We start from the raw sequence: 23861 nt of genomic DNA, 5'->3' as shown, positions 1-23861 counted from the left end.
CCCTTTACACGCTTGAAGAGGGAGACCTCTTTCGGAAGTCGTTAAAACTTAAACGGTCTTATTTTGATTATAAGCAGATAGAATACGTTCTAATTTTAATGCCAATTTCACATTTCCTTCCATTTTCAACTTACCAGTAAAGAGCGCCTTAGCCCCGTTTAATTTACCTGTCGCTAGCTGAAGAAAATGCTCTTCTTTCATAAATAAAATACAATCGGCTTCTATAGCTTCTCCTTCTACCACATAACTGTCTTTTCCGCGTAATAGTAGTTGGTAAGTGGTTGGATAATTGCCTTTTAAATTAAACTGATAAACGACATCCATATCATCTATTAAGGAAGAATCTTCTTTTAAAGCTTCCGTTATTTTCTTAAGCAGGTTAGCGGTTTGTGACATATAATTACATCCTCCTTATAAAAGCTCAATACGTTTAAATTATAAAAGTTCGTATCATTTTGTACTAGCACGAAAAAAGTAGGGTTTTTCACGAAATTTCTAGAGCAAATTTGCTTTTTTAGTTACGCGAAAGAAAACTTGCAATTGTCACTTTATAAACCCTATTTCATTTGCTATGATGGACTATATACGCCCCCTTCTGAACACCACCTATGAGCAGATAAGTAATTATATTTTGTTCTCCGGTAAGTCAAGTTCTCTAAAAAGTGTACCTCTATTGCTATCTGTCCTACTTTATATAATTAATACAAGTAAAGGAGATGAAGATGATCGAAAAACTTACTACCTCGCTATACTTAGAACTTGTCAAACGTTGTGAAGGAAAATTACTGCTCCGAAAAGAAATTCCTCTTGATGAAGATTTATTCCACGCGTTTCTCGGTCAAAACATATTTACCCCGATTTCATCTATCATAAAAACTCCATTTATCAAAATATGTCGACGTTGTGGGAATCGAAAAAAATCTCAATTCTCCAACATGTATGACTTCAATAAGAAACGCCTTATTGCATATTGCCGTAATTGCATCCAAATGGGACGAGTAATAGAGACAGAGCCACTGTATCGGTGGAATGGTGAGCCAGCTTGTTGGCAAAAGCATGAGTCGGCTTGTACTTGGGAAGGTCAACTCACTGATGCGCAAACCAAGGCTTCTGAAACAATCCGTGATGCTATTTTGCAGCAAGAATCTGCGCTTTTAGTATGGGCTGTTTGCGGATCTGGAAAAACAGAGATGCTATTTGCTGGTATTGAAGGAGCTTTACGGCAAGGGATGCGCATTTGTCTTGCTACTCCGAGAGTCGATGTAGTAAGGGAGCTACTTCCGAGAATACAAGAAGCTTTTTCAACCATACCGATTCAAGCGTTATACGGAGGCAGCGAGGAAAAGAGAGGCTCCTCGCAAATCATTATTGCTTCCACCCATCAACTTTTACGCTTTGAACATGCATTTGATGTGGTCATTATTGATGAGTTAGATGCTTTTCCATATCATGCAGATACTTCTTTAGCCTTTGCTACAGAAAGAGCTTTAAAGCCTTCAGGTACAATGATTTATTTAACTGCTACTCCTAGACGTAAAGAACGACGTAAACTACAGTGGAATCAGTTGAAACATGTTTTTGTGCCAACCCGTTATCACGGTTATCCCCTCCCTGTTCCTCAGATGTGCATGTGCTTTTCTCTACACAAGCAATTACAAGAGGGAACCGTTCCTCGCGCATTTATCCGGTGGCTTTGTCAGCGAGAAAACAAGCAACGTCAACTCTTGATTTTCCTTCCAACGATCTCTCTTACAGAAAAAGTAGCTAGTCAAATATATACTATTCTTTTTAACCATAAAATAATTAAAGATGCATCAGAAATAACCTCTGTACATGCATCTGATCCTGAAAGAGAACGAAAAATTTCTCAATTTCGAAATAAAAGGCTCCTAGTATTAGTCACCACGACCATTTTAGAAAGAGGCGTCACTTTTCCTTCTGTTGATGTGGCTATCATAGACGCTGGTCATTCTGTATTTGATGAAGCAGCGCTCGTTCAGATTGCAGGACGGGCAGGAAGAAGCGCAGAAGATCCTGACGGGGAAGTCGTTTTCTTTCATGATGGAAAAACAAATGCCATGGTGCGAGCCATCCGCTTCATTAAAAGAATGAATCAACTAGGAGGATATACATGATGACATGTCTACTTTGTGAAAAGAATATTCTCCCTGAAGTAACGTGGAGAACCGTGCTTTATCCAGAAGCAAAAGTTATTTGTAATGCTTGCAATGAGTTATTAGTGGCAATAGATGGCCCACGTTGCACAAGATGCAGTCGTTCGAGTACAAAAGGGAACTGTTTGGATTGTATCCATTGGGAAAAAACTCCTTCAAAGGATAGTTTAGCTAGGAACTATTCAGTTTACCCGTATAGTAATTTCATGCAAGAAATCATCACGAAATGGAAGTATCAAGGAGATTATGAACTTGGTAATGTGTTTAAAAAAACATTTCGTATCCACTTTAAACGCATGATAAAGACTACTTCAAAGGCGTATGTAGCAGTGCCGATTCCTTTAAGTGAAAAAAGACAAGAGGAGCGTGGATTTAATCAAGCAGCCATGTTAGCTGAGTTTCTCCCCATCCCAAAAGCGAATTATTTAGAACGGATTGGGAGTGAAAAACAAGCAAAAAAATCAAAAGAAGAAAGGATGAAATCCGCAAATCCCTTTAGATTAAAAAAATCGCTTAACAAACCTGTTGTTTTAGTCGATGATATATATACGACAGGAATGACATTGAGGCACGCAGCTAGAGTATTGTTAGAGCAAGGCTGCCCTAATGTAATTTCCTTTACACTTATTCGAAGCTAGTGTATGACCGTGTTATAATAAGAGAAAATGCTTGAAGCGGATTTCAATGGAAAGTGGGGATCTATTATGGCAGAATTAGCAAACTGTTCTCGTTGTGATCGTTTATTCTTAAAAGGAGCGCGTACAATTTGTCAAAATTGCTACCAACAAGAGGAGGAAGCGTTTCGAACTGTTTATCAATTTATGTCCAAACGGAAAAATAGAGAAGCGACAATGTCTGAAATTGTTGAAAACACAGGTGTAGATGAGGAATTAATTATTAAATTTATTAAAGAAAAACGTTTATTGCCATCTGAATTCCCGAACATTGGTTATCCATGTAGTCATTGTGGTAACCGCATTACTGCAGGCAATTTATGTATCTCCTGTAGAGAGAATTTAAAAAAAGACTTACAACAGTATGAAGCGCAAAAAGAAAGGCGAATAGAAGAAAAAGATAGACAAAAAACGTATTACTCGTTTGATAATTAATAACAATGGAATGTGGTACTAAGTATTATATGTTTATGCCAGATATAGGTGTGGAAAATTCCAATTAAGAAATATTGCTGCCCTAGTCTAACCAGAGCAATGAAAGAAAACGTCCAAGATTGAAGATTCACGTTTTAATAACATAGATCAATCACTTGTAAATAATAGCTTCAATAATTAATGATGTAATCCGATAATAGAAGTAGTCATTGGAATTTGCTCTAAAAGAGGTGGAGTGGAAATGAAAATAAATGGGCCTAATCAATCTGACTTTAACCCATACCATAAACAACAACTGCCTAAACAAATGGAAGTTAAACAAACAATGAAAAAAGACCAATTAGAAATATCAAATGAAGCAAAACAGTTGCATGAGGACAATAGGGAAAATAATACAAGAAATGCCAAAATAGATCTACTAAAAGAAATGATAGAATCTGGTGAGTATAAAATGAACTATGATCAAACAGCGCAGAAATTAATTGATTTCTTTACTGGAAAGTAATGAAGGAAAGGAGGATTTGCTTGAGTTTAAAACCGATTATAGACATATTAGAAGAATTATTACATTTACATGTAGAATTCGTTGATCTCTCAAAGACGAAAACAAACGTTGTAAAAAACGGCGATGTGGATACATTATCATCTATTATAGCTAGAGAACGTAAACTGTCTAGAAAAATGGAGAAAGTAGAGAAAGAACGACAACAATATATGGCTACTTGGTTTGAGGCTAATCAGCCTCAGAAGCAAGAGAAAACTGTTACGACGCTTCTATCTCAAGTAGAATCTGAAAATGACAAAGAACAGCTAATCGAAATAACAACGGAGCTAACGAGGACAATGGCGCAGTTGAAACAACAAGAGCAATTGAACCGTATGTTAATTCAACAGTCTTTACAATTTGTTCACTTTTCTCTGGATCTCATGAATCCAACAATTGAATCAATGAATTATGGAACGAATAAGGAAAAGCAAGTAAGATCTAAACAGTCTTTATTTGACTCAAAGGTTTAATAGGAGGCCGTAAGATGAGTAGTTTTCATGGATTAGAAATGGCAAAACGGGCGCTGTTTGCGCAACAATCAGCATTATATACAACGGGGCATAATATTTCCAATGCGAATACAGAAGGCTATACGAGGCAACGGGTTAATTTTGAAACGACGACTCCTTACCCTGCTGCTTCAAGAAACCGTCCTGAAATACCTGGACAAATAGGCACAGGTGTTGAAGCTGGCTCTGTTCAACGCGTACGCGATAAATTTTTAGATTATCAATTTCGGTCTGAAAATAGTAAATCAGGTTACTGGACTTCAAAATCAGAAGCTCTTAGCAGAATGGAAACAGTATTAAATGAGCCATCTGACAACGGATTAGCAAGTACAATGGAAAAATTTTGGAATTCCCTGCAAGAATTGGCAGTTAATCCCGATAACTCCGGAGCGAGATCTGTTGTTGCAAATCGTGGCATGGCAGTAGCAGAAACTTTTCAGCATTTATCTAAATCGTTATCTTCCCATAGAACAGACTTAAAAAATCAAATTGATACAACGGTAGAAGAAACAAATTCATTATTACGGCAAATTGGCAGTCTGAACGAACAAATTAGTGAGCTTGAGCCGCATGGTTATTTACCTAATGATCTATACGATCGTAGAGATAACCTCATTGATAAATTATCGAGTAAAATGAATATAAAAGTAACCTACTCTAAAAGCTCTGAAAGTTCGCCAAAGATAGCTGATGGAATAGCCTCCATTGAAGTTGTAGATAACACTGGTAATTCTTTTAAACCTAATAATATTTTTTTAATAAACGGAACATCTGGGCAACAGCAGATTAATGAGTTTGATGAGCCGGAGTATGGCTCTGATCCGTATGCATCAGTAACCGGCATAAGTGTAAATGGAGAAACAGTTAATGTTCTTGAATCAAATGGAACCTTAGGAGGCCTCATTGATTCTTATGGTCATGATATAGACGGTGATAGGGCAATTCAAGGCACTTACACGGATATGTTAACGAATTTAGATAAAATGGCAAAAGAAATGGCTATGGAATTTAATCGTGTACATAGAGAAGGAAAAGCTTTGGATGGAACGGACGGTGGTAATTTCTTCGTCTTTAAAAGCGGTAAGAGCGATGCTGCTGGAATTACGGTAAACCAACAACTTATTATGGATGAGCCAGATAACATTGCAGCAAGTACAAATGAAACGGATGGAGAAGGAGCAAATGCCTTAGCGCTTTCTGAAGTATTTACGAATAAATCATTAGCTGGAAATCCGTTAGGCGAAAATACATCGATTAATAGTTTTTATGATTCGTTAATTGGAGAAATGGGTGTAGAAGCCGAAGAAGCTAAACGGATGACAGAAAATACAGGGATCTTAAAATCGCAAGTAGAAGAACAACGGATGTCAGTGAGCAGTGTTTCCTTAGATGAAGAAATGTCTAACATGATTAAATTTCAACATGCTTATAACGCTGCTGCACGAAGTATGACAACCATTGATGAGATGCTAGACCGTATCATTAATAATATGGGTCTTGTTGGGAGGTAGATGGTAGTATGAGAATTACGCAGAGTATGCTTTCAAATAACATGTTACGGAATTTGTCCAATAGCTATACGAAGTTGGATACGTATATGGAACAAGTAAGAACAGGGAAAAAAATAAATCGCCCTTCGGATAATCCAGTTGTAGCAATGAAGGGGATTAATTATCGTAGGCAGGAAAATGAAGCGGAGCAGTACTTACGGAATACAGGCGAGGCACATAATTGGATGGATAACTCAGATGCAGCACTTGATCAGGCTACAAAAGCAATGCAAAAGTTACGGGAATTAGCAGTTAAGGCAAGTAATGGAACGAATGATGATGAAGAATATAAGAGTATAAAAGAAGAAGCTAAACAATTGAAAGAGCATTTAGTTAGTATAGCAGATACAAAAGTAAATGGTAAATACATATTCAATGGGACGGATACGACCAATTCCCCGTTTGATCAAAATGGCGATTTTTTACCTAATACGGAATCTGTTAACATTCCTATTGCTGCTGGTTTGGAACTACAAGCTAACGTGGACGGAGAAGCTGTGTTCGGTAATGGTTTATTTAATAAAGTCGATTCTTTTATTCAGAAGCTTGATGATTATGACAAAGAAGGTATTGAAGAGGACATTGGTGCAAGTATTACAGAACTTGATACAGGAATTAATCAAATTATTGATGCAAGAGCAGGCTTGGGAGCTCGCATGAATCGTTTGGAACTCGTGGAAAATAGACTGGGTGATCAGAAAATAATGGCTACAAAAATGATGTCCGATAATGAGGATATTAATTATAGTGAAGCCATTACTAATTTAATTACGCAGGAATTTTTACATCGCGCCGCATTATCAACGGGTTCTAGAATTATCCAGCCAACCCTTGTTGATTTCTTGAGATAATAATATAACCCTGTCCCTTTGTTAGGCGGCAGGGTTTCCGTTATGAATACGAAAGGAACGATGACGCATGAATATTCCTCAACTAAAAATGACATCCCAAATGGCTCAAATTGAACTGCAACAAACGAAACCAAAACAAACAATCCGGCAACCAAAAGCAGACATATCAATTCAACAGCCTAAGGCAGAAATGAGTATGCGGACAACTCCTAGTAAGTTAACTATTGATCAAACGAAGGCATTTGCCGATGCGAATTTAATGTCTATTTTCCAAAGAAATGATCAATTTGCAAGAGAAGGAAAACAAGCCGTTTTAGAGGGGATAGAGAGACGTGCGCAGCAAGGAACAGAACTAATGAAGATTGAGCAAAAAGGAAATCCTCTAATATCTCAAGCAAAAATGAATGCATATACACCAATGAAACGGTTAGGAATAGCTTTTATCCCTTCTCCGTTTTCAGTGAAAATAGACTATAAACCAGCAGAACTTCATATAGATGTACAAGCAAAAAAGCCAAATATTAAGGTGCAAACAAATTCACCTGAGCACCACTATGTACCAGGAGATGTATTGACCAAAATGAAGCAATACCAAGATTTGCAAATTGAAGTCGTTTATCCTGAAGATAAGGTATTATAAGACTCGTACTTCATGAAGAAAAGATATAAGCTGAACAAGTCTAATTAGGAAATAACTTCACCTAAAGCCCTTTTTTGTAAAAAGGCTTTAGGTCATTGGGGGGAAGAAACCCCGACGAATGGAAATTCACTATGTAATGAGGTTTGTCTTTGCATACAGAATATTGTAAATTTGTACTGCACGAATAGTAATATTCCATACTACAACAAGTGTAATAGTACGGTCATCTAACTTAATTAAAACATCATGCTTTGTAACCTATTAGATCAGTTAAAGAAATGGAAGGAGTACGATTATGCGTATAATGACAAAATATTTTGGAGAGATGGACATTGATTCAGCTAGAGTTATCCATTTTTCAACTGGTATATTAGGATTTCCTCAAGAAACAGAATTTGTTTTAATTGATTTTCCTAAGCCATCTGTATTCCAATTATTACAATCCACGAAAGAAAAAGAGATAGCATTTATTGTCATTAATCCCTACCATATGTATACAGATTATACATTTGAATTGGACGACAGTATTGTACAAGCATTAAAACTAAGAGACGAAACGGATATCGTTGTATTATCGATTGTTACTCTAAAGAAGCCTTTTAAGGATAGCACGATTAATTTGCAAGCTCCGATAATTATTAATGCAAACAACTGGTGTGGAAAGCAGTTTGTAATTAAGACGAACCAATACAACACGAGAGAGCCGATTACTGTAAACGATCCTTTAATGGCGAAGGGAGAATAAATATGCTTGTATTAACTCGTAAACGTAATGAGGCAATCCAAATCGGTGAAGATATTGAAATAAAAGTGCTTGGTATGGAAGGCGATCAAGTGAAAATCGGCATTAGTGCTCCTTCATCTGTAGATATCTATCGTAAAGAACTCTATTTAGATATCACTCATGAAAACAATAAAGCGGCAAATATTCCAAATGAAATAGTGAATCTTTTAAAAGATAATACATAGATAGTTTCATAACAAACCAGAGGATAAAATATTTTGCCGCATTGTTATAAGTTCTTAATTAATAGCATTTTTACTAAACAGATTAAATAATTGTACAGTTAATCCGATATAAAAATAAAAAGGTTGTGGAGCAAATGAATATGCGATTAGAGCGCATTGGGACCGGGTCACATCCTAAGTTACAAGAACAGAGTAACGATCGGCAAACGGTGATGAAGGAGGCAATTAATAACGTTCAAAGTCGGACCGATGTTATTCGTCCGTCCATGGTCGTGACAAAAGATAAACTGAAAACAGCCGTAGAAAAGCTGAACGAATTTATTGAGCCACTCCGAACAGATCTACGTTTTAAATTCCATGAAAAGCTGAATGAATACTATGTGACAGTAGTCAATCCATTAACAGATGAAGTTATAAAAGAAATACCGCCGAAAAAAATGCTAGATATGTATGCAGATATGGCGGAATATATGGGGATATTAATCGATGAGAAAATATAAAACGTTTAAAGTGGCTTCTGTACTATTGAGAGAGGAATTTTATACTCTCTTAAGCTTTAGAGAGGATAAAATTTTAGAGTATAAGTAAAATAATGGCGGTTTTCCGCCATAAAGGGTTTTGCGAAAAGCGAATTTTAAAAAACATTTGAATAATACGATGTAAAGGGGCGAGACAAATGGTCATGCGCGTTGGTGGCTTAGCAAGCGGTATGGATATTGAAGCAATGGTAGATAAATTAATGAAAGCGGAACGTATACCATTAAATAAATTAGAGCAAGACCGCACGAAATTAGAATGGAAACGAGACGCTTTTCGAGAAATCAACAGCAAGCTAACAGAGCTAGATGATTTAATGTTTGAAATGAGGAAGAGTGTAGCTTATAACGCAAAAAATGTTAGTTCAACCAAAGAAGGTGCAGTAACAGCAACTGCAAATGCGGATGTTGCCAATGGTACATATCAAATTAGAGTGAATCAATTAGCCAGTACAGCGATTAATGTAAGCACAAATACTGTAAAATCAGATGTACAGCTAGTTGAAGGTGATGAAATAGCATTTAATACGATAAATGAAAAAGGTGAAGAAGTACCATATACGTATACGATTCAAAAAGGCGATACATTAACGGGCGTATTAAAAAAAATATCTCGAGATGATAATAATGTACGTATGTTTTATGATGAACAATCGGAAAAAGTAATTATGGAAACGACAAGGACAGGAAATTACCGTGATGGTGCAGAAATTCAATTTGATAATAATTCATTTTTAGCTAACGTGCTTCACATGGATATGGATAAGGAATCAGGCGGTACTAATGCGAGGTTTGAATACAATAATAGCGGGTTAATCATGGAATCGAAAACAAATTCCTATAAGATAAATGGAATGACATTGGAATTTAAGCAAGAGACAGAGGGTGAAAACGTCAGCCTTACTGTAACAAATGATGTGGACGCTTCCTACGAGAGAATAACGGAATTTGTTGATAAGTATAATGAAGTCGTAGAAGCGCTACACAAGTCACAGTTAGAGGAGCGCCATCGTGATTACCCACCATTAACCGCTGAACAAAAAAAGGATATGTCGGAGAACGAAATTGAACTTTGGGAAAAAAGAGCTAAAAGTGGGCTTTTACGAGGAGACACGACAATTTCTAATGGCTTATTTAATCTGCGCTCTAGCTGGTACGAAAAGGTAGATACTGGCGGAGAATATACAACATTGACACAGGTTGGAATTGAAACATCCAAAGACTATTTAGATGGCGGAAAGCTCATAGTTAACGAAAAAGAGCTGAAAACAGCACTTCGGGAAAACCCTGCTGATGTACAAAATTTATTTACTAACAGTGACGAAGGAAATTCACGTGGACTAATCCAACGTTTAGAAGATTCTCTGGAAACAACAAAAGAGCAAATCAGTGAAAAAGCTGGTAGTATTTTAACACCTTCATTAGAAAGTTATACATTGGGGAAACGAATGAAAGATGTGGATGACCGGATGGAATCTCTTGAAGATCGAATTGCTCAGGCTGAAGCTCGTTATTGGAACCAATTCACAGCAATGGAAAAAGCAATTTCAAGAATGAATCAACAGTCAGCGCAATTAATGTCCCAATTCGGTGGTGGCATGTAAGGATGGGAGTGAGTGAACAATATGTCTTTTAATAAGCAACATCAAGTTTACCGAAATAACGCAGTAAATACAGCGTCACCTTCCGAATTAACGTTAATGCTTTATAACGGTTGCATAAAATTTATTAAACAAGCGATGAAGGATATAGATGGAGATCAGTTTGAAGCTAAAAATAAAAATATCCAAAAGGCGCAAAATATCATTCTTGAGTTAATGGTTACGTTAAATATGGAAGTTGATATTTCCAATCAGTTTATGTCACTTTATGAATATATGCATCACCGCTTAACAGAGGCGAACACACAACATGATAAAGCGGCATTGGAAGAAGTACTTAGCTTTGTTATCGAGTTTCGGGATACGTGGAAGCAAGTAATTTTACAAACTCGAAAAAAACAATACTCTAAAGGTGCTCAAGTGTGATGAATCGGTTAACTTCCTTGTATGATACTACCCAACATTTACATGATCTTCTTCAACAAGAAATAGAACCGAAAGAACGCGAATCGATCATCTCGAAAGTAAATGACTTGATTGAAGAACGTGGTGAACAAATGAATGCACTAAAACCGCCTTTTTCAGAGGAAGAAAAAGCTACAGCAAAAAAAATTATGCAATTAAACAAGTTAATTGAACACGGAATGCTGTTACTGTTTGATGATTTGAAAGTAGAATTGCGCCAAATGAAAAAACAAAAACAATCCAACCGAAAGTATATTCATCCATATGAAACGATACAAGCACGAGATGGAATCTATTTAGATCGGAAAAAATAAATGCAGTGTAATTTTATGCAATGGGATTGTGTTCATTTTCTATTACTCGATGAAGGATTACCAAGTTATTAAATAGATCGGAGGAAAAAAGTGCTTTTTCCTCCCGATTATTTTCCCCGATGTTAAGATAGAAATTTACCAAAAATACGTACTATCTTAACTTGTTTTTTAGTGTAAATTAACTAAACCTAGTTGTATCAAGGTTTAAACGATTTAATGTAACAATTTCTTTACATTTTAATAGTTTTTACAGGAAATTTAATGGGAAACGTTGTATAATGAAAGTAGCAGGAGAAAGGAGGACACTGATATGAATTTTAACATACGTGGTGAAAATCTTGAGGTAACAGGGGCTATACGTGATTACGTGGAGAAGAAGATAGGTAAGTTAGAAAGGTATTTTGATGCTCCACTAGCTTCTGATGTACATGTGAATTTAAGTGTCTATAATGATGAACAAAGGATTGAAGTGACGATTCCGATGACTAATTTGTTATTGCGCGGTGAGGTACAGCATGTTGACCTTTACGCTGCTATTGATTTAGTTGTCGATAAACTTGAAAGGCAAATTAGAAAACATAAAACAAAAGTAAATAGAAAGTTTAGACAAAAAGGATCTCCTAAGCATGTTTTTGCAGAATTAGAAAAAGACGCTTTAAATGGAGAGCAAGAAGAAGAGTCTTCCGATATAGAAATTGTGCGAACAAAACGATTCGACCTTAAACCAATGGACTCTGAAGAAGCGGTGTTACAAATGGATATGCTCGGTCATTCTTTTTACGTTTTTGAAAACGCTGTAAATGGTGAAACAAACGTTGTGTACCGAAGAAAAGATGGAAAGTACGGGTTAATTGAACCAAACGCATAAAAAATTTTATAAAAAGTAAAAGCCAGTTGTTTTATGACAGCTGGCTTTTACTTTTTTTAGTGGTCTAAGAAATTATAAAATTTTGCAGCTGTGGATAAACTAACTAAGTTATATAGCCACGTCCGGCTCCAGCGCCAGCAACTAGGCGACTTCACTACATTGCCTTAAGCTAAGTCATCATCGGTTCGTTCTAAATAGGAAGGCCGACTAAAGACGTATTGCCGGAGGGCGCCGGCATACTCCTGTTGCAGTAGCATGATTCCTAAAACTTTCGTTGATTCGTTCCACTCTTTACGTTGCTAACCGGGCGCTTGCACCTTTGTTCTTAAAATAATCTAGAACCACATTGTACCTACAGCTGTTTTGGTTATCACACTTCTATGATTTTAGTTGGTATGTTTTCTGCGTAGCTAATAAGGAAGGTGTTACTAACAGACTAAAAATCTTGTCGGAAATTGATGTCCATTATACTAAATTTAAATAATGTTTGTAAAAATGTTGTGAAATGTGGTAGGAACCCACTCATTCACTGGGTATTTTATCCTAAAATTGCAGAATTATGTCGTTTGTAAGCCTAAAAACTAATTTTGGCTGTTCGCTTCATGAAGGCTTTTTGTGATATAAAATATGTAAGGGTAGGAGGTGAGCCATTGGATTGTGACAAAAGTCTTTATCTAAAGCATATTACTCAAAAAATAGAGCAACATGAGAGAACGATTAGCCAACTTGTGGAAATTGTAGCAGTTTTAAATCGACAATTAGCTACATACAAGGAGGGAGTAATGGAACGAAAGCGATAAATTTCTCCGTAAAAATTTCCTCGCAATAAGTAAACTCCCAAAACCCCCAATTATCCTCTCTGAAAAGAGTGGTTCATCCCCGAACCACTCTTTTGTATGGTTTGAGCTGCATATTACTAGCATTTAGAATAAGCTCTTAGTGAATGATGACGTTTACTCATATTTTCTTGCTTTTTTCAAGACAGTGACGTTCTTTAGCATGGCTTTTTAACACTATAGGAAAACTACAACTTCCGCTATAAGACTCGGAGACAAGTCAAGTTTTTCTTAGAGAGGGGTGCAAAACAGTTCTGAACGATTACGCATAAATGAAACTGGTAAAAATGAAGTGCTAAAATAATGAAAATACATATTTGCGTCCTCTGACATGGATGTATATGTTCAAATGGTTGAGGGATAAAACTACATAGGGCCCGTCCACCTGTTCTTTTTTCATGCATATGTGTACAAGATTTAGGATGTGACCACTTTCTTTAGAAAGACATTGCTAGGTGTGATTTCATGCTACAAGTTGTCATCTATCTTTAGAAAGTGTTATGATAAATGATGGATGAAAATATTAAAACGAGTTTAACAATACACATCTCCAATTATCCAATGCTACATGTTAAGATATAGGGGATTCAAGAAATTTGTTATTTTTGATAAATATTGAGGTGCTGCGTAAATGGCAAGTATATTACAGAAAATTTTTGGTGATGGAACGCAACGACAATTGAAAAAACTTCAAAAAACTGTCGATCAAATTGAAGCGTTAGAACCGGAAATGGAAAAATTATCTGATGAGCAATTACAACAAAAAACAGAAGAGTTTAAAACAAGATATCAAAACGGAGAAACGCTAGACGAATTGCTAGTAGAAGCATATGCAGTTGTGCGAGAGGCTGCAAAACGCGTTTTAGGTATGCGTCCATTTCAAACCCAGTTAATGGGAGCAATCGCCTTACATGAAGGAAATATTGCAGAAATGAAAACAGGGGAAGGTAAAACATTAGCTTCCACAATGCCTGCATATTTAAATGCTATAGCTGGAAAAGGCGTCCATATAATTACAGTAAACGATTATTTAGCAAGTCGTGACGCAAAAGAGATGGGTGAACTTTATGAATTTCTCGGTTTAACAGTTGGACTTAACGGAAATGGACTTACAAAAGAACAAAAACGAGAGGCTTATAACCAAGATATTACGTACGGTACGAACAACGAGTATGGTTTCGATTACTTACGTGATAACATGGTTTTGTATAAAGAGCAGATGGTACAACGCCCGTTGAATTATGCAATTATTGACGAGGTGGACTCTATTTTAATTGATGAAGCAAGAACGCCATTAATTATATCAGGCTCTGCTAAAAAATCCGCAAGTTTATATCAACAGGCAAATGCATTTGTATCGACATTAACAAAAGATGACTATTCTTACGATGAGAAAACGAAAGGCGTTCAGTTGACAGAAGAAGGGATTAACAAAGCAGAACGTTATTTCTCTATCGATAATTTATTCGACTTGAATCATGTTTCTTTAACGCATCATATTAACCAAGCTTTAAAAGCACATATCTCGATGCACCGTGACGATGATTATGTTGTGGAAGATGGGGAAGTCGTTATTGTCGACCAATTTACTGGTCGTCTCATGAAAGGTCGCCGCTATAGTGACGGATTACATCAAGCAATAGAAGCAAAAGAAGGGTTACAAATTCAAAATGAAAGTATGACATTGGCATCGATTACGTTTCAAAACTTTTTCCGTATGTATAATAAACTTGCCGGAATGACAGGTACAGCTAAGACGGAAGAAGAAGAGTTTAGAAATATATACAATATGGATGTTATTGCCATCCCGACAAACAAGCCTATTATTCGAGATGATAAGCCTGATTTAATTTATAAGACCATGGAAGGAAAATTTCGTGCTGTTGTTGAAGATATTAAAGAACGCCACCAAAAAGGCCAACCCGTTCTCGTCGGTACGGTTGCCGTCGAAACTTCCGAACTCATTTCCAAGATGCTAAAAAAAGCGGGCATTAAACATGAAGTGTTGAATGCAAAGAATCACTTTCGTGAAGCGGAAATCATTGAAAATGCTGGGCAGCGTGGTGCCGTTACTATTGCAACGAACATGGCTGGTCGAGGAACAGATATTAAATTAGGCGAAGGCGTTGTGGAATTAGGTGGACTTGCTGTAATAGGAACGGAACGTCATGAATCTAGACGTATTGATAATCAGCTACGTGGACGTTCTGGACGTCAAGGAGATCCAGGTGTATCGCAATTTTACCTTTCCATGGAAGATGAATTGATGCGTCGATTTGGGTCTGATAACCTCCGTGCCATGATGGAGCGTTTAGGAATGGAAGATTCGCAACCAATTGAAAGTAAAATGGTTTCCCGTGCAGTAGAATCAGCACAAAAACGAGTGGAAGGGAATAACTTTGATGCGCGTAAGACGGTTCTTTCCTACGACGATGTTTTACGTGAACAACGCGAAATTATTTATAAACAGCGTTTTGAAGTGATTGATGCAGATGGCAATTTACGCGAAATTATTGAAAATATGATTGTGTCTGCATTGGAACGTGTTGTTACAACACATACTCAAGACGATGATGAAGATAAGTGGGATTATAAAGCAATTGTAGATTATGTAACAGGTAACTTGCTTGAACCTAATGACATATCAGAAGATGATCTCAAAGGAAAAGATCAAGAAGAAATAACCGAATGGATTATGGAAAAAGTAAAAGCTCGTTATGACGAAAAAGAACAAGAATTAACGGAAGAACAAATGCGAGAGTTTGAAAAAGTGATTCTCCTTCGTACTGTTGATACTAAATGGATGGACCATATTGATCAAATGGATCAGTTACGCCAGGGAATTCATTTACGTGCATACGGTCAAAACGATCCACTTCGGGAATATCAACTAGAGGGCTTCGCTATGTTTGAGTCGATGATCCAAAGTATTGAAGAGGAAGTAGCGAAGTATATCATGAAAGCCCAAATTCGTGATAACCTTCAACGTCAGGAAGTTGTGAAAAATACGCAAGCTGTTTCTGGCGATCAAGAAGAAAAGAAAAAAACGCGTAAACCATTTGTCAAACAGAACAACGTAGGTCGAAATGATCCATGCCCATGTGGTAGTGGAAAAAAATATAAAAATTGCCACGGGAAGTAAAAAGGAAGAAGCACTCCAAAAACGGAGTGCTTTCCTGACGCTTTGGCAACAATAATTACATAGAGGTGATTGAATTGGAACTAGTAGATATTAGAAACGATTTAGATAAGATGAATGGCCGCATCAACGATTTTAGGGGGTCTCTTTGACTTAGAGGCAAAGACAGAGCGTATTCATGAATTAGAGCTACAAATGACTGCTCCTGAATTTTGGGACGAGCAAGAAAAAGCTCAAGGCGTCATCAATGAAATGAATCATTTAAAAACATATGTCAATAATTTTTCTCAGCTTGAGCAACAGCTTGATAATTTAGAAGTTTCTTATGAGCTTGTAAAAGAAGAGAATGATCAAGAGTTATTAGAAGATTTAATTCAGCAATTAACTTCTTTACGACAACAATTCAATGACTTTGAATTACAAATTCTTTTGAGCGATCCATATGATGCCAATAACGCTATCTTGGAATTACATCCTGGTGCGGGTGGTACGGAATCTCAAGACTGGGGAAGCATGCTGTTACGAATGTATCAGCGCTGGGCAGAGAGAAAGAAATTTCAAGTTGAGACGTTAAATTATTTACCAGGTGATGAAGCAGGAATTAAAAGTGTAACATTGCTCATTAAAGGACATAATGCTTATGGTTATTTAAAAGCAGAAAAAGGCGTACATCGCCTTGTACGAATATCACCGTTTGATTCATCGGGTAGAAGACATACGTCGTTTGTTTCGTGTGAAGTGACGCCAGAAATGACGGAGGATGTAGATATCGAAGTAAAGTCGGAAGATATAAAAATCGATACGTACCGTGCTAGCGGAGCAGGAGGCCAACACGTAAACACAACGGATTCTGCTGTACGTATTACGCATGTACCGACAAACATCATTGTTACTTGTCAAAATGAACGGTCTCAAATTAAAAACCGAGAAGCAGCTATGAAAATGCTAAAGTCAAAATTATATCAACGTGAAATTGAAAAACAGAAGCAGGAATTGGCTGAGATTCGTGGTGACCAAATGGAAATTGGTTGGGGTAGTCAAATTCGTTCTTACGTTTTTCATCCCTATTCTATGGTGAAAGATCATCGCACAAATGTAGAAGTTGGTAATACGCAAGCGGTTATGGATGGAGAAATTGATACGTTTATTGATGCTTATCTAAGACAACAGGTGAATTAAAGCAGTATTAATTTTTCATAAATTCGTCATAATTGACTTTGCGAGTTGACCTATCAACCTTTAGCGCCTTTTTTGTAGTAATATTTGGAAACAGAAAGAGTTTTAAAACAGTAGTCTTTGGTTATAATAGAATTGATATATGATTAATAACATAGTTAGGGGGATTAGAATCATGAAAAAATGGTTATTAGCAATGCTGTTTGGTACTGTATTAGTGTTGGGCGCATGTGGGGGCGGCGATGATGAAAATGCTTCCGAAAAACCAGCTGATAAGGACGATACAAAAACAGAGGAAAATGGTGGAAGTGTAGATGCTACCGCTGCTGAAGGAGTCTACCAGGATAATTGTTTAAGTTGCCACGGAGCAGACTTATCTGGCGGTAGTGGCCCTGCTTTGACAGATGTTGGATCAAAGTATTCCTCAGATGAAATTGCTGACATTATTAAAAATGGAAAAGGAAGTATGCCTGCAGGAATGGCTGAAGGCGATGATGTTCAATTGCTTGCTGATTGGTTAGCAGAAAAGAAATAATGAATTTATTAACAAAGCTTACTTGGAAAAATGAACAAGTAAGCTTTTTATATATGCGCTCTGCATGGACGAAAACTTCTAAATGGATTTGAAAAGTCGCTGAAGTTCATCATATTTTCGCTTGAGTTTTATAAAAAATCGCTGAAGTTTACAAAATAGTTACTCGAAGTTCACGTAGAAGTCGCTGAAGTTCACAATTATTCACGATGAGTTGCTACACCTTAAATTAAGAAAAAACAGTAGCCTTTTACAATTGCTGCTGTTTTTTGTTTGTTAAAAAAACGCTAAATTTTTGCTTTTATACAAGTGGAGTTACTTAAACAAGTCTCTAAATCTTCCAAATATGCGTAGAGCCCTTCTTCGGCAATTGCTTCTTTTCACTTACGACATAATCGTGATTGGTAAGTATATCCACTCCTGAAAATAGTACAAAAGTCACTTGATTTTCTATAATATGACAATTTATTTCACATAACCCTCACTTTGAAATACAAATGTAATAATTTTGTGTCTAAAAATGGTGCGGAAAGATGTTATAATTATGTAGACACACTCCTCGAAACATTTATGAGTGGTTATCTTAACTCGATTTTTAAACGTGCTAGAGTCACTATCCTCAAAAGTGGATTTTGCGCAAAAAGGGGGAGTGAGAAAGACCTACGTCTACATATCCAAATTGTTTAGAACCCTTCAGTTATGCCAATTATATGATATTATTGCCTCATAATGATAAAAGGTTCCTATTCTGTTTGACGATGTGCATTATGCTTAACGTGGCACGCTACATTAAAAAAATAAAGGTGATTAATAAAATGATACATATGAAAGATGTATATAAAACGTATAATAATGGTGTTTCGGCACTAAATGGAATAAATATAAATATTGATCGTGGTGAATTTGTATACATAGTTGGTCCAAGTGGTGCAGGTAAGTCCACATTTATTCGGCTAATATTTCGAGAAGTAAAGCCAACAAAAGGAACGGTTTATGTAAATGAAATGAATGTTAATGAATTAAAAGAAAAGCAAGTGCCTTTGCTGCGGAGAAATGTTGGGGTCGTTTATCAGGATTTTAAATTGTTATCTAAACTGACAGTCTATGAAAACGTAGCTTTTGCGATGGAAGTAATCGAGTCCCATCCATCACTTATTCGAACACGCGTCATGGAAGTACTAGATTTAGTCGGCTTGAAAAATAAAGCCAGATTTCTCCCTCATGAATTATCAGGAGGTGAGCAACAACGTGTATCGATTGCACGAGCTATTGTGAACTACCCTAAGATTGTTATTGCTGATGAACCAACAGGTAACTTAGACCCAGATACTTCATGGGGAATTATGAAGGTTTTACAGGAAATCAATGACCGCGGAACAACAGTCATTATGGCTACACATAGTAAAGAGATTGTCAATACTTTTAAAAACCGTGTTGTTGCAATTGAAGACGGGTTAATTGTTAGAGATGAACATCGAGGTGAATACGGCTATGAAGGTTAGAATACTTATGCGACATATACGTGAAGGATTTAAAAACATCCGGCGTAATGGATGGATGACAATGGCCTCGATTGCAGCTGTGACAACGACATTAATTTTAGTTGCTGCTTTCTTAGCTTTAATGCTGAATTTAAACGAAATGGCAGACAACATAGAAAGAGATGTCCAACTTGATGTCATGATTGAACAAACGGCGACTCAGGAAGATATCCAAGCTTTAGGAGAATCTATCAATAAATTAGAAAACATTGATTCTGCTGTTTTTTCTTCCAAAGATGATGAGTTAAAAAAGTTAATTGAAAGCATGGGAGAGGATGGACAAGCTTGGGAAATGTTTGAGCAGGACAATCCATTGAACCATGTTTATATTGTGAAGGCAAAACAGCCTGAAGATACATCAGCTATAGCTGAAGAAATTAAACAAATGTCAGCTGTAGAAGAGGTCGTTTATGGACAAGACGTTGTGAAAAAATTATTTGAGTTTAACAAGTATGCAAGAACGATTGGTTTAGTGTTAATAATTGGGTTAGTATTTACGGCTATATTCTTAATTTCAAACACGATTAAAATCACGATTATGGCTAGAAGTAAAGAAATTGGCATTATGAAACTAGTTGGTGCGACCAATGGTTTTATTAGGTGGCCATTCTTCGTGGAAGGATTATTACTGGGTGTAATGGGTTCAATTATACCAATTATGATTGTGCTTACTGGGTATTATTACGTGGAAGATATTCTAAGTAAGCAAACGACGTACAAATTTATTGAACTTTTACCTTATGCTCCTTTCGCTTTTCAGCTATCGGGAATTATTTTAGCAATTGGTGCAGCTATAGGTGTTTGGGGAAGTTTGATGAGTGTTAGGAAATTCCTAAAAGTCTAACCAAATAATTTTATTGACACCATGAACATGCATAGGCTGAGATGTCCTTTGACATCTCTCTATGTAGAACATAACAAAAACAGAGGGAAAGGTGAACAGACCAATGAGAAAGTTTCCAGTCCTATTATCAACCATTGTTGCAGCTTCTACCATCACATTATCAACGACTTCCATATCCGCAGAATCAACGACAGATTTAAATGAAAAAATTGATGCATTGCAACAACAACAAAAACAACTTGAAGAAAAACAAGGTAAGTTACAGCGTGACACAGATAAAACAGATAAAAAGATTAATAAAAACCTAGATAAACAAGGATCTGTTGAAAAAGAAATTCATTCAATTGATACAGATCTACAAAAAACGTTAGAGCAAATAACAACGAAAGAAACAGAGATCAGTAACACCAATCAACAAATAGAGGAATTAGGAAAACAAATTCAAAAGCTCAAGAAAGAGATTACTATTCTTAAAGAACGTATTGCTAAACGAGAAGGATTATTAAAAGATCGCCTGCGTAATATTCAGCAAAATGGTGGCTCTATGAAATACATAGAAGTAATTTTAGGATCGAAAAGTTTTGGTGATTTTATTAGTCGTTCATCTGCTGTAAACACGATTATGGATCAAGATAAATCGATTATGGAGCAGCATGAAGCGGATAAAATAACTGTGGAAAAAAATAAAGTAGACGTAGAAAATAAAAAGTCCGAAGTGGAAGAACGAAAACAATCCTTGCAAGCTCAAAAACAGGATTTAGTTGCTTTAAAAGGACAGTTAGATAAACAATTGTCGAAAAAAGAAACACTAATGGCGAGCTTGGAAGAAGAACACAAAGAATTGGAAGCATACAAAGTAAGTGTAGAAGAAGAACAAGAAATTTTGGCACAACAGGCTGAAGCAGCGGAAAAAGCAAAACAGCTTGCTCAATCACAAAAGAGTGAATTAGAGCAGCTAGCTAAAGAAAAAGCAGCACAACAAGCAAAACAAGAAACGACGAAACCTAAGTCCAATAATCATTCATCTTCTGCTAATAGTAGCTCTAGTTCAAGTTCAAGTGGTGGTTCAGCACCGGCACCAGCGCCAGCTCCTGAACAAAATATGGGAGGGGATATGATGTATCCTATCTCTGCGCCAATCACTTCTCATTATGGCACTCGTTGGGGATCAATGCACCATGGTACAGATTTCGGTGCGCCAATAGGTACGCCGGTTCGTTCGGCAGCATCTGGAGTTGTTATTATGACGAATTCGGCTTCTCAAGCTGGGATGTCAGGTTATGGAAATGTTATTTTAGTGTCACATAATATAAATGGACAATCTTATACAACCTTATATGCTCATTTAAATAGTATCGGGGTAAGTCAAGGTCAAACTGTAAGTGCTGGCCAAGTTATTGGTGCTAGTGGAAATACTGGGCAATCTACAGGGCCACATTTGCATTTTGAAGTTCATCGCGGTGGTTGGAATGGTTCTAAAAGTAATTCCATTGATCCAATGACAGTTTTAAATTAGTTTTAATCTAAAGGCATCAATCAATTTCTAATTCGATTGATGCCTTTTTTGCTGATAACATGTATAATGACATCATAAAGAGAAGCTGAATGATTGGATGAGTTTAGGCAGCCTCTTAGGATTTACCTATTTCATGGATAGGTATGTTTATAAATGTATTGAGAAGAAAGTTAAAAAATCTCTCCAAAACGGAATAGCGATGGTAATTAATTTTTGAATTGCATATGTTATGATAACAAGAGAATATTTTAACATATTGAAGCATGCTCCTACAACGCTTGTTTGTTACTAAATGACAGTTGGTTTGAAGGTTTGCACAAGTGAGATTTTTATGTTTAATGAGTTGAGGTGAAAGGATGAAATTAAGAAAGCTACATATTGTACTACTTTTTATATTAGCTTTAGCTATTGGTCTGGCTGGAGGTTACACGGGAGTGAAGCTAGCTCAGAAAACAACTCCGCCTACAGAACAGTCAATGAAATTAGGTGGTGAAACGACTGCCAATGAAGCAATAACCCAAGATATGGAAAAAGTGGATCAAGCATTTCGGTTAATTAAAGAAAACTACTTAGAAGATATTGATGATAAGCAGTTAACAGAAGGTGCGATTCAAGGCATGCTTTCTACATTGGAAGATCCATACAGTTCTTATATGGATGCAGAAACAATGAAGAAATTTAATGAGCAAATTGAGTCTTCATTTGAAGGGATAGGAGCAGAGGTAAATAAAGTAGACGATGTATTAAGTATAGTAGCTCCGGTGAAGGACTCTCCAGCTGAAAAAGCAGGATTACGACCAAATGATCAAGTGCTTAAAGTTGACGGGAAAAGCTTAGAAGGCTTAAGTCAAAATGAATCTGTCGCTAAGATACGAGGAGAGAAAGGAACCGAAGTGGAGTTAACAATCCGCCGAGCTGGAGTTGCGGAACCTTTTAAAGTGACAATAGTAAGAGACACTATTCCTCAAGAAACGGTATACAGTAAAACGAAGAATGTAGACGGTAAAAAAACAGGTATTTTAGAAGTGACGAATTTTTCCGAACGCACAGCTCAGGAGTTCAATGAACAGCTGACAAAAATGGAAGACGATGGTATTGAAGGATTAGTGATTGACGTTCGAGGGAATCCTGGTGGGTTGTTAAATGTCATTGAAGATATTTTAAAACAATTTGTTCCAGAAGATATGCCTTACTTACAAGTGGAAGACCAAAAAGGTAACAAAACGCCATATCATTCCGATTTAAAGGAAAAGAAAAAGTATCCGATCAGTGTCATTATAGATGAAGGAAGTGCTTCAGCATCAGAAATATTAGCTGTGGCTATGAAAGAAATGGGTTATGACGTAGTTGGGCAACCAAGTTTTGGTAAAGGAACGATTCAGCAAGCAGTTCCTTTAGGGGATGAAAGTACCATTAAACTCACTTTTTTTAAATGGTTGTCACCAAAGGGGAAATGGATACATGAGAAAGGTGTCCAACCTACTATTAACCAAAAACAGCCTGAATATTACTATACAAGCCCTGTTGAAATCAAAGAGCCTTTAAAGCAAGACCAAACGGGAGATAAAATTAAAAATATCCAAGTTATGCTTCAAGGGTTAGATTACGATCCTGGACGTACAGATGGCTACTTTAGTATAGAAACAAAACAAGCAGTAATTTCTTTTCAACAAGATAATGATTTGCCAACATCTGGTGAAATTGATGCGCAGACAGCTAAGCTGATCGAAACCCAAGTTATTAAAAGCATTCGTGATGGGAAAGATGATAAACAATTAGATAAGGCATTAGAAGAAGTTTATAAGTAATTTCTAAGCAATAAAAATTTATGTCCGCGAGTATTTGCTCGCGGATTTTCCTGAAATGTCTCATATGAATGTAGCAATAAAAAACTATAGTTATGAAGCGCTGTTGCGCCTAATATACGGAGCATACCTAAAGTCAAGCTTCCATTACTGGGGTGATATTCATGCCTCGTATCAAAGGCTATGACTAAGGCCACTTACAAAAATTGGTGTAGCTGCTGTTATGCAGCCTCAAGCATTTCAAATTTTTGAATGAAGAGCCTGGCAGCTTCTATATAAACGCAAAACATATATTAGGACACCTAACTCGATGAAGATCATAGTAAGTTGTAGGAAAGC

The 23861-nt window shown here is 36.6% G+C and carries 24 protein-coding genes; 23 read left to right on the top strand and 1 reads right to left on the bottom strand.

The features are described 5' to 3' along the window. Positions 1–48: 48 nt before the first annotated feature. Positions 49–396, bottom strand: a complete 348-nt coding sequence (locus tag D9780_RS11410; protein ID WP_121640158.1) for an SCP2 sterol-binding domain-containing protein — start codon at positions 394–396, stop codon at positions 49–51. A 326-nt stretch (positions 397–722) separates the two neighbouring features. Between D9780_RS11410 and D9780_RS11405 the strand changes: the two genes are divergently transcribed. From D9780_RS11405 to D9780_RS11300, 23 genes are all read left to right on the top strand, one after another. Beyond that, positions 723–2135, top strand: coding sequence for an ATP-dependent helicase ComFA (locus tag D9780_RS11405; protein ID WP_121640157.1), 1413 nt, complete (start codon positions 723–725; stop codon positions 2133–2135). Next, positions 2132–2812, top strand: a complete 681-nt coding sequence (locus D9780_RS11400; protein ID WP_240458671.1) for a ComF family protein — start codon at positions 2132–2134, stop codon at positions 2810–2812. Before D9780_RS11405 ends, D9780_RS11400 begins: the two co-directional genes overlap by 4 nt. 66 nt (positions 2813–2878) lie before the next feature. After that, positions 2879–3283 (top strand): TIGR03826 family flagellar region protein, encoded by a 405-nt coding sequence (locus D9780_RS11395; protein ID WP_073007626.1) that lies wholly within the window; start codon positions 2879–2881, stop codon positions 3281–3283. Between the two features lie 241 nt (positions 3284–3524). Then, the gene (flgM, locus tag D9780_RS11390; protein WP_121640156.1) at positions 3525–3788 is read left to right on the top strand and encodes a flagellar biosynthesis anti-sigma factor FlgM; all 264 of its coding nucleotides are present in this window, start codon (positions 3525–3527) and stop codon (positions 3786–3788) included. A 20-nt stretch (positions 3789–3808) separates the two neighbouring features. After that, the gene (locus D9780_RS11385) at positions 3809–4300 is read left to right on the top strand and encodes a flagellar protein FlgN (RefSeq protein WP_073007620.1); all 492 of its coding nucleotides are present in this window, start codon (positions 3809–3811) and stop codon (positions 4298–4300) included. A gap of 14 nt (positions 4301–4314) precedes the next feature. Continuing rightward, a complete protein-coding gene (flgK, locus tag D9780_RS11380) occupies positions 4315–5850 on the top strand; it encodes a flagellar hook-associated protein FlgK (protein WP_121640155.1) in 1536 nt (511 codons plus the stop codon). An 8-nt stretch (positions 5851–5858) separates the two neighbouring features. Further along, entirely contained in the window at positions 5859–6740 is an 882-nt protein-coding gene (flgL, locus tag D9780_RS11375; RefSeq protein WP_121640154.1) for a flagellar hook-associated protein FlgL, read from the top strand. A 67-nt stretch (positions 6741–6807) separates the two neighbouring features. Next, entirely contained in the window at positions 6808–7380 is a 573-nt protein-coding gene (locus D9780_RS11370) for a DUF6470 family protein (RefSeq protein WP_121640153.1), read from the top strand. A gap of 295 nt (positions 7381–7675) precedes the next feature. Continuing rightward, positions 7676–8125, top strand: a complete 450-nt coding sequence (gene fliW / locus D9780_RS11365; protein ID WP_121640152.1) for a flagellar assembly protein FliW — start codon at positions 7676–7678, stop codon at positions 8123–8125. A gap of 2 nt (positions 8126–8127) precedes the next feature. Beyond that, positions 8128–8349, top strand: coding sequence for a carbon storage regulator CsrA (gene csrA / locus D9780_RS11360; RefSeq protein WP_077705343.1), 222 nt, complete (start codon positions 8128–8130; stop codon positions 8347–8349). A gap of 134 nt (positions 8350–8483) precedes the next feature. Beyond that, complete coding sequence (gene flaG, locus D9780_RS11355) at positions 8484–8849, top strand: flagellar protein FlaG (protein WP_240458670.1); 366 nt, start codon at positions 8484–8486, stop codon at positions 8847–8849. A 176-nt stretch (positions 8850–9025) separates the two neighbouring features. Next, positions 9026–10489, top strand: a complete 1464-nt coding sequence (locus D9780_RS11350) for a flagellar hook-associated protein 2 (RefSeq protein WP_240458669.1) — start codon at positions 9026–9028, stop codon at positions 10487–10489. Between the two features lie 21 nt (positions 10490–10510). Further along, positions 10511–10912, top strand: coding sequence for a flagellar export chaperone FliS (gene fliS / locus D9780_RS11345; protein WP_116278659.1), 402 nt, complete (start codon positions 10511–10513; stop codon positions 10910–10912). Then, positions 10909–11265, top strand: a complete 357-nt coding sequence (locus tag D9780_RS11340) for a flagellar protein FliT (RefSeq protein WP_139300126.1) — start codon at positions 10909–10911, stop codon at positions 11263–11265. The genes fliS and D9780_RS11340 overlap by 4 nt, the downstream gene beginning before the upstream one ends. Positions 11266–11575: 310 nt before the next feature. Further along, entirely contained in the window at positions 11576–12133 is a 558-nt protein-coding gene (gene hpf, locus D9780_RS11335) for a ribosome hibernation-promoting factor, HPF/YfiA family (RefSeq protein WP_073007597.1), read from the top strand. A gap of 650 nt (positions 12134–12783) precedes the next feature. After that, on the top strand, positions 12784–12933 hold the full coding sequence (locus D9780_RS21105; RefSeq protein WP_162985847.1) for a hypothetical protein: 150 nt from the start codon (positions 12784–12786) through the stop codon (positions 12931–12933). Between the two features lie 667 nt (positions 12934–13600). Continuing rightward, complete coding sequence (gene secA, locus D9780_RS11330) at positions 13601–16111, top strand: preprotein translocase subunit SecA (RefSeq protein WP_073007594.1); 2511 nt, start codon at positions 13601–13603, stop codon at positions 16109–16111. A gap of 74 nt (positions 16112–16185) precedes the next feature. Beyond that, positions 16186–17287, top strand: a protein-coding gene (gene prfB, locus D9780_RS11325; RefSeq protein ID WP_121640150.1) for a peptide chain release factor 2 whose coding sequence is annotated in 2 segments (ribosomal slippage) — positions 16186–16257 and positions 16259–17287 — 1101 coding nt in all. Because the reading frame shifts where the segments join, the coding sequence is not laid out codon by codon here. A 172-nt stretch (positions 17288–17459) separates the two neighbouring features. Then, positions 17460–17819, top strand: a complete 360-nt coding sequence (cccB, locus tag D9780_RS11320) for a cytochrome c551 (protein ID WP_121640149.1) — start codon at positions 17460–17462, stop codon at positions 17817–17819. Between the two features lie 812 nt (positions 17820–18631). Then, a complete protein-coding gene (ftsE, locus tag D9780_RS11315) occupies positions 18632–19318 on the top strand; it encodes a cell division ATP-binding protein FtsE (RefSeq protein WP_073007589.1) in 687 nt (228 codons plus the stop codon). Next, positions 19308–20201: a permease-like cell division protein FtsX gene (ftsX, locus tag D9780_RS11310; protein WP_121640148.1), complete on the top strand. Its 894-nt coding sequence runs from the start codon at positions 19308–19310 to the stop codon at positions 20199–20201. Before ftsE ends, ftsX begins: the two co-directional genes overlap by 11 nt. A 103-nt stretch (positions 20202–20304) precedes the next feature. Next, complete coding sequence (locus D9780_RS11305; RefSeq protein ID WP_121640147.1) at positions 20305–21717, top strand: murein hydrolase activator EnvC family protein; 1413 nt, start codon at positions 20305–20307, stop codon at positions 21715–21717. 356 nt (positions 21718–22073) lie between these two features. Then, complete coding sequence (locus tag D9780_RS11300; RefSeq protein WP_121640146.1) at positions 22074–23525, top strand: S41 family peptidase; 1452 nt, start codon at positions 22074–22076, stop codon at positions 23523–23525. Positions 23526–23861: the final 336 nt, after the last annotated feature.

Source organism: Virgibacillus sp. Bac330, from assembly GCF_003667845.1.
Taxonomy (GTDB): Bacteria; Bacillota; Bacilli; order Bacillales; family Amphibacillaceae; genus Virgibacillus; species Virgibacillus chiguensis.
Note: the sequence above shows the minus strand (reverse complement) of the source record. Positions and strands in the feature narration are given on the sequence as shown.